Source organism: Paenibacillus ginsengihumi DSM 21568 (genome assembly GCF_000380965.1).
GTDB lineage: Bacteria > Bacillota > Bacilli > Paenibacillales > NBRC-103111 > Paenibacillus_G > Paenibacillus_G ginsengihumi.
Map to the genome: position 1 here is coordinate 1 of NZ_KB905659.1, position 6,793 is coordinate 6,793.

Consider the following 6,793-nt stretch of genomic DNA (forward strand, 5'->3'; position numbering starts at 1 on the left):
GGTTTCTGGTTCTTTTTGTCTCTTCTTGGTTCTTCTTGGTTCTTCAACTCTTCTGCCACTACCTGTTCACGTTTTGCCATTTGTTTCATCCTCCTTTGATTTTGGGCATGCAAAAAAAAGCTCATTCCTACTCAAGGTTCAAGTGGGAAAGAGCTTTTGAAAGTTTATCAAGTTTGTTTGTCGAGTTTTTTATTGTTTGGTTTGTTGGTTGTATTGTACGATATTATTGTTGGAGCTGTAAATGAGCAAGCATACACAAAAATACTTACTCTCTTATCTATTTTGAATGTCACTAAATTTACATATCACTTCCAAGCGAGGTGCTCTTCCTATGACCATCCTTAAAAACTTCACTCTGGTCGTCCTCCATTAAATCGCGGAATTGTGGACGGGCTTTTTCCATCGAAGCTCCGACTTTTACGATCGGCACACTGTAACGAAGACGAAGCTCGGCTATGCCGGCCTTTGTCTCTCTCGCTTTCATAGCGACTGTAGGCATTGCCCTCTGGATGGCTCAAAGGGTGTATCGGTAACTTACTTTTACTCTGCGAGGTCATCGCAAGGCAACCGGCATTTCACAGAACATCGTTGTCCGGCGGCTTCAAGCACGGTCGAAGCGGCCAACCACAAATAAAAGGCATTTCCGCCCATGAAAGCCAGCGTCCCGCTGCCCTTTCACGATAGGAAATGCCTTTTGCTTTGCTGCCTGTATACGGCCAGCCATCAGAATTGGTTTTATTCGGTTTGGTTATGTTGGACCATCAGCAGCAGCGATTTGTACGTTTTCGGCCCGTTTCGCACCGCGGCCCATCCGTGCCATATTTCGTTTGCGTTGTGGCTCAAACAGCCGGGCTCACGCCCACCCTCCTGCCGTCACGTTCTCATTTCCTCCCGGCCACTTTCGCCGCAGCGGCTTTGCCCGAAGCCTCGATTTTCTTGAAGGCGTCCTCAAGCGACTGCTGGCCGTACACGACGGCGTCCATTTCGTTCGGGTACGCCTGCGCCCATTCCGACCAGCCCGTAGGGACGGGATAGAAGGGCAGCGCGTGAGGCAGCGCCTGCTCGAGCAGCTCCTTGGCGATTTTGTCCTTCGGCTCCAGGGCCGGCTCCAACTCCTTGTAGATCGCCTCGTTGATCGGGATGCCGCGCGTCAGGCCGAGCGTTTTACCGGCTTCCTTGTCGGTGATGAACCACTTCACGAATTGCTTGGCGGCCTCTTTGTTCTTGGAGTTGGCGCTGACGCTCAGGAAGATCGTCGACTGCGCCCATCCCCCGCCGGTCGGGCCGACGGGATAGCTGACGACGCCGACCTTGCCGGGCATGAGCTGCTCCAGCACGCTGACGGAGCCGACGGTCGCCCCGCGGGTCATGACCGTGCCGGACGCCATCGGGTCGCCCTTCGGATCGTTCTCCACGAACGCCTTCGACACTTCGATCGGCGGCACGACCTTTTCCTCGCGCAGCTGCTTGTAGATGTTCTGGAACTGGAACCAGGTGTCTCTGTCCAGATTGAACGTCGTGCCGTCCGTCAGCATCGGGCCTTTGCCCATGGCGATCTGGTAATATTGATAGAAGTTCCAATCGCCCGACGAGTCGGCGATGCCGTACTTGCCCTCGGGCAGCTTGGCCCGGGCGTCTCTGGCGAACTGGAAGTATTCGTCCCATGTCCAGCCCTGCTTCGGCAGCGCGATGCCGGCCGCCTCCAGATCGGTCTTATTGAAGGCGAAGCCTTGGCCGTTATGACTGAGCGGGATGCCGTACAGCTTGCCGCCGATCTTCAAGTTTTCCAAAATTTTCGGATCGACGACGCCGCTTAAGTCGATGTCGGACAAGTCCTCCAGCGTGCCGCGCGACGCGTAGTCCTGAATGTACGCCGCATCCATCTGCAAAATGTCGGTCATCGTCTTCGAAGCGGCCAAAGTCGTCAGCTTGTTCCAGTACCCTTCCCAGGCCAAATATTCGGGCTTGAAGGTCACCTGCGGATGCTGCTGCGTGTACAGCTCGAGCGCCTTCAAGGTCGCCTGGTGCCTCGCGTCCGGGCCCCACCACATAATGCTGAGCTGGCTCCCGCCGCCGCTTCCTTCGCCCGGCTTGTCGTCCGGCTCCGCCGTTCCTCCGCCGCTGCAGGCCGATACGGCAAGCGATACAGCGGACAAAGCGAATAATGCCTGCATTCCGATACGCTTTCTTTTCATCGATATCGACTCCCCTTCCCATGGATGAAAACATTAACCTTTGAGCCCCGTCGTCGCGATGCCTTCCACGAAATGCTTTTGCGCCAGGAAAAAGACGATCGCCGACGGCACGACGGACAGCAGCGACATCGCCAGCAGCTGGCCCCACTGAACCTCGAACTGGTCGACGAACATGCGCAGCGCGAGTCCAACGGTATATTTTTCGATCGAGCTCAAATACAGCATTTGCCCGAAGAAATCGTCCCAGCTCCAGATGAAGGTGAAGATCGCTACCGTGATGAGAGCGGGCCTCAGCAGCGGGAAGATGACCCGCACGAAAATGCTGTACACCGACGCCCCGTCCATTTTCGCCGCCTCGTCCAGATCCCGCGGGATGCCGCGGATGAACTGCACGAGCAGGAAGACGAAGAATGCTCCTCCTCCGAAAAAATGCGGCAAAATGAGCGGAATATAGCTGTCCACGAGCCCGAACGAATTGTACAGAATATACTGCGGCACGACCGTCACCTGCCCCGGCAGCATCATCGTCAGCAGCAGAATCGAGAACCAGAAGCCGCGCAGCTTGAACGGGATGCGGGCGAAGCCGTAGGCGACAACCGCGCTCGACAGAACTGCGCCGAGCACGCTCCAGAACTCCATCATCAGCGTATTGGCAAAAAAGTGCGTAAACGAATATTCGGCGGAAAACGTCCAGCCTTTCGTGTAGTTCTCCCACATCGGCGTCTCGGGCCAAATCGTGGGCAGCCGCATTTCCTCGTTTTTCTTGAGCGACGCCCCGATCCACCAGAACACCGGATACAGCATAAGCAGCGAAATGGCCGACAGCAAGACGTGGTTGACGACGCTTTGGATGCGAAGCCGGGATGCGTTCATTTGGCTTTCCCCCCATCCGATTCATAGAACACCCAGTAACGGGAAGCGAAGAAGTTGATCGCCGTCAGCACGGCAATGATGACCAGCAGGATCCAGGCGAGCGCGGAGGCATAGCCCATCTGAAAATGCTTGAACGCCTTCTCGTACAAAAACAGCGCATAGACATACGTCGAGTTAACCGGACCGCCCTTAGTGATGATGAACGCAGAGGTGAACATTTGGAAGGAGCCGATCACGCCGAGCACCAGATTGAAGAACATGACCGGAGACAGCATCGGGAGCGTAATATGGAAAAATTGCTTGACTTTGCCGGCCCCGTCGACCGCGGACGATTCGTACAATTCCTGGGGAATTTGCTTGAGGCCCGCCAGGAAAATGACCATTGTGGAGCCGAATTGCCAGGCGCTGAGCAGAATGAGCGTGCCGAGCGACGTGCTCGGGTTCGTGATCCAGCCGACCCCTTGAATGCCGAACCAGGCGAGCACCTGGTTGACGTAGCCGTCCAGGCTGAACATGTTCCGCCACAGCACGGACACCGCGATGCTGCCGCCGATCAGCGAAGGGAAGTAGATCGCCGTGCGGTACAGGCTCATGCCGCGGGTGTTGTTTTTCAGGAACAGCGCGACCATGAGCGAAAAGAACAGCTTGATCGGGACGGAAAACAGCACGAACAGAAACGTCACCGCCAGCGACTTGCGAAACAGCGGATCGTTCAAAAAAATGTTGGCATAGTTGTCGGTGCCGACCCAGATCGGATCGTCCAGCAGCGAATACTCTGTAAACGATAGGTAAAAGGATTGCGCGATCGGCCAAGCGGTCAGCAGCAAAAAGCCGATGAGCCAGGGGGCTATGAAGACGTAGCCTGCAACATGGGTGGACATCGCAGCTTTTATTCTCCTCAGCGATAGCGAGCCGAGGAGCGACGCCGGGGAATCCCGGTTCACGGTCGTTTTGGACATGGTGCCGCAAAACCTCCTCTTGAAGCCCTGTCCGTGGCCGGTGCAGGGCACCTGAGCATCTGTAGTTCCTGTGCTTCCAACTTAACAAAAGCGCTTTCATATGCACAGGCGGCGATTTTATGATATTGTTTGATTTTTTCAGGTTCGAAAATGACGGGCGGCAGACGCCTATGACGAACGGATTCCTTTCGTCATCGGCCGTCGCCTGCAGTGTTGAAAATTCAGCGTGTGGATACCGTCAAATTTTCAAGAGAGTCAGCAAATGTTGTATTCTGTACAACAAAAACAGGGCAATAAACCGTATTTGCGGCTCAATGTTGTAGAAAGTGCGACATTTCGGGCGATTATCCTCGATTTGAAGCCAATCGCGCCCAAATTGTTGCACGAAATACAACATTACCCTTCCTCTGGTGCGAAGAGGACGGAAAATGCTGTATTTTTTGCAGGATTTGTCGCCTCATGTGCCCAGGGAGGGGCCGCACTAACTCGGAGTTCGAACGCTGACGTGGAGTCCGAACGCTAACATTGGAGTTCGCACGGTAACGCGGGTTTCGGGGCCGCCAGCTGAGTATCTCCGTCGCAGTAAAGTGTAGATTTGCACAATAAAGGGCCATGCCGAAGACAAGTTTTTTTTCAGTGCTGCCAGAAAAGTTTGATTTCGATAAAGCGTTAATGTGTTAGTTCGAAGTGTGGCTTTCTGCACCAGGCAAAACTGCCGCTCAAGCGCAGCCCCGCTCATCTGGTGAAGGTGCTTCGATAGAAGTTTCTCTTCATACTCGCTAGCCTCGATGCTGTTTTGCCGGGCTAACGCTAGCCACAGAGCTTATTTCACTCGAAACGACGATTTGAAATTCTAACGCTAGTGAGCAGCCTTATTTGGCATTTTGGGCTACCAGATTCAGCGTTTCTGACCAAATAGCGTTCCTCAGTTTCGTTACATTTTTAAAAAGGTACGATTCAGCAAAATAGCGTTTGTCACAAGCGTTAGAGATTCGGAAGCTTCGGTGGGAGCGCAGGAATGAACAGCACAGGAAGGAGCAGCTGTTGAAAAGAACACGGCTTGGGCAGTTTGTCGAATATTTCATGGTCTGCGGGCCCTGGGCTATTTTCAAGAGACGCCTATGACGAGCGATTCTTCTCATCATCGGCCGTCACCTTCGGTGCCAGAAAATTCGCCGAAGGACCTCGTCCAATTTTCAAAATAGACGCCTATGACGATCAAATCCTTCGTCATCGGTCGTCACCTTCGATTGTTGAAATTTTGTCAGTGGACTACCGTCAAATTTTCAAGATAGGTGGGATAAATTACGAATGGGCGCGAAACACCGTAAAATTGTCGCATCGACAAAACCGTGTGTGTCCCTAACAATAGACTTAGGATTTGGAAAGCTCTAGCCCATTCCCTTCAGAAAGAGGTGCCTGCGATGAAATTCGATCATGCGGAAGACATTCTTCAGCTTACGCCGCAATGGCAGGGAGAACGGTTCCCGAACGGACGCCCGAAGGTGTCTGCGGACATTTTGCGCCGGATGCGCAAGATTACGCTTGAGGAGGCTTGGGGACCGCTCTGGAACCGAGGCTACAAGTACCAATTTGAAGGCGATTTCAAAATCATTCATCCCGACAAAGTGATGGTCGGCCGCGCCGTTACCGCCGTCATGGTGCCGATGCGCCCCGATCTGCACGAGACGCTGCTGAACTACGGCCATACGCAGGAAGGCAGGCGCGGCTTTTTCAACCAATGGGTGATCGATTCCTTGGAGGAAGACGACGTCGTCGTCGTCGATTTGTACGATAAGATTTATCAGGGCACGTACATCGGGGGCAATCTGTCGACCGCTATCTCCAGCCGGACAAAACATGGCGGCGCCGTCATCTGGGGCGGCATCCGGGACAACCAGCAGGTGGTCGGGATCGATAACATCAACGTGTATTACCGGGGCAGCGATCCGACCGCGATCGCGGAGTGCACGATGGTCGGCATGAACACGCCCGCCCGCATCGGCCGGGCGATCTGCCTGCCCGGCGACGTCGTGCTCGGCACGCCGTCCGGCGTCATTTTCATCCCGCCGCATCTGGCCGAGCTGACCGTCGTGCAGGCGGAGAAGTCGCAGGTGCGCGACGTATTCGGCTTCATTCGCCTGAAGGAGGGCGTTTATACGACGGCGCAGATCGACGCTTCCTGGACGGTGCCGCTGTGGCAGGACTTCCTGGACTGGTTCGACAAGGCCGCGGAAGCGGCGGAATACCGGCACCTGACCTGGGAGAAGGAGCTGGAAGAAGCGAAGCGGCTCGAGGCGAACGGGCCGGCGAACGACGTCCGGCTGTAACCGTGCGGAAGATGCGGAAAAATGCAGGAAAGGCCGCCCCCTTCGGTCTATGCCGGGGAAAGGCGGCCTTTCCGCTTTCAGGCGCTTAATGGAGATAAGGCAGCACCAAAGCCCATCTTGGCTTTGGTGCTGTTTAAATTTGAACTTGTTCATGATGTTTTTGTACACTTATTAAAACGACCCTCTTTAAGGAGGAATCAGACCAGTGAAAAGAACTTTATTGATCCTGAATTTCGAAAGCCCATAAAAGGCGGTCAGTTTGTAGCAGAACGAGTCGGTAACTGCTGTAATAAACAGGGAAATTCCCAGTCGGATGGCGCGTTGATTCAGAAATGAGGGTAAACTCCCCCCCTCCCCACAAGCCAGGGCTGAACGGTTTCCATGTAAATTTGTGGTAAACGTCATTCTATGGCAGCGACTTTGGCGGCGATACGTT

Annotated in this window: 5 protein-coding genes; 2 read left to right on the top strand and 3 right to left on the bottom strand. The window is 54.3% G+C overall.

Going from position 1 to position 6,793, the window contains the following annotated elements; translation table 11 throughout:
* Window positions 1-881 precede the first annotated feature (881 nt).
* The 3 genes from F591_RS0126385 to F591_RS0126395 are packed head-to-tail and all read right to left on the bottom strand — an operon-like array spanning window position 882 to window position 4,027.
* Window positions 882-2,195, bottom strand: coding sequence for an ABC transporter substrate-binding protein (locus F591_RS0126385; protein WP_019537548.1), 1,314 nt, complete (start codon window positions 2,193-2,195; stop codon window positions 882-884).
* Window positions 2,196-2,228: 33 nt separating this feature from the next.
* Window positions 2,229-3,068, bottom strand: a complete 840-nt coding sequence (locus F591_RS0126390) for a carbohydrate ABC transporter permease (protein ID WP_019537549.1) — start codon at window positions 3,066-3,068, stop codon at window positions 2,229-2,231.
* Entirely contained in the window at window positions 3,065-4,027 is a 963-nt protein-coding gene (locus tag F591_RS0126395; protein ID WP_019537550.1) for a carbohydrate ABC transporter permease, read from the bottom strand. Before F591_RS0126395 ends, F591_RS0126390 begins: the two co-directional genes overlap by 4 nt.
* 1,424 nt (window positions 4,028-5,451) lie before the next feature.
* Here F591_RS0126395 and F591_RS0126405 point away from each other — a divergent pair.
* Window positions 5,452-6,357, top strand: a complete 906-nt coding sequence (locus F591_RS0126405; protein WP_019537553.1) for an RraA family protein — start codon at window positions 5,452-5,454, stop codon at window positions 6,355-6,357.
* A gap of 21 nt (window positions 6,358-6,378) precedes the next feature.
* On the top strand, window positions 6,379-6,693 hold the full coding sequence (locus F591_RS29200; RefSeq protein WP_040742651.1) for a hypothetical protein: 315 nt from the start codon (window positions 6,379-6,381) through the stop codon (window positions 6,691-6,693).
* The last annotated feature ends 100 nt before the right edge of the window (window positions 6,694-6,793 follow it).

Excerpts from the sequence above, each read along its gene's own strand:
- F591_RS0126390 (WP_019537549.1), bottom strand. The coding sequence starts at position 3,068 with ATGAACGCATCCCGGCTTCGCATCCAAAGCGTCGTCAACCACGTCTTG.
- F591_RS0126405 (WP_019537553.1), top strand. The coding sequence starts at position 5,452 with ATGAAATTCGATCATGCGGAAGACATTCTTCAGCTTACGCCGCAATGG.
- F591_RS29200 (WP_040742651.1), top strand. The coding sequence starts at position 6,379 with ATGCAGGAAAGGCCGCCCCCTTCGGTCTATGCCGGGGAAAGGCGGCCT.
- F591_RS0126385 (WP_019537548.1), bottom strand. The coding sequence starts at position 2,195 with ATGAAAAGAAAGCGTATCGGAATGCAGGCATTATTCGCTTTGTCCGCT.
- F591_RS0126395 (WP_019537550.1), bottom strand. The coding sequence starts at position 4,027 with ATGTCCAAAACGACCGTGAACCGGGATTCCCCGGCGTCGCTCCTCGGC.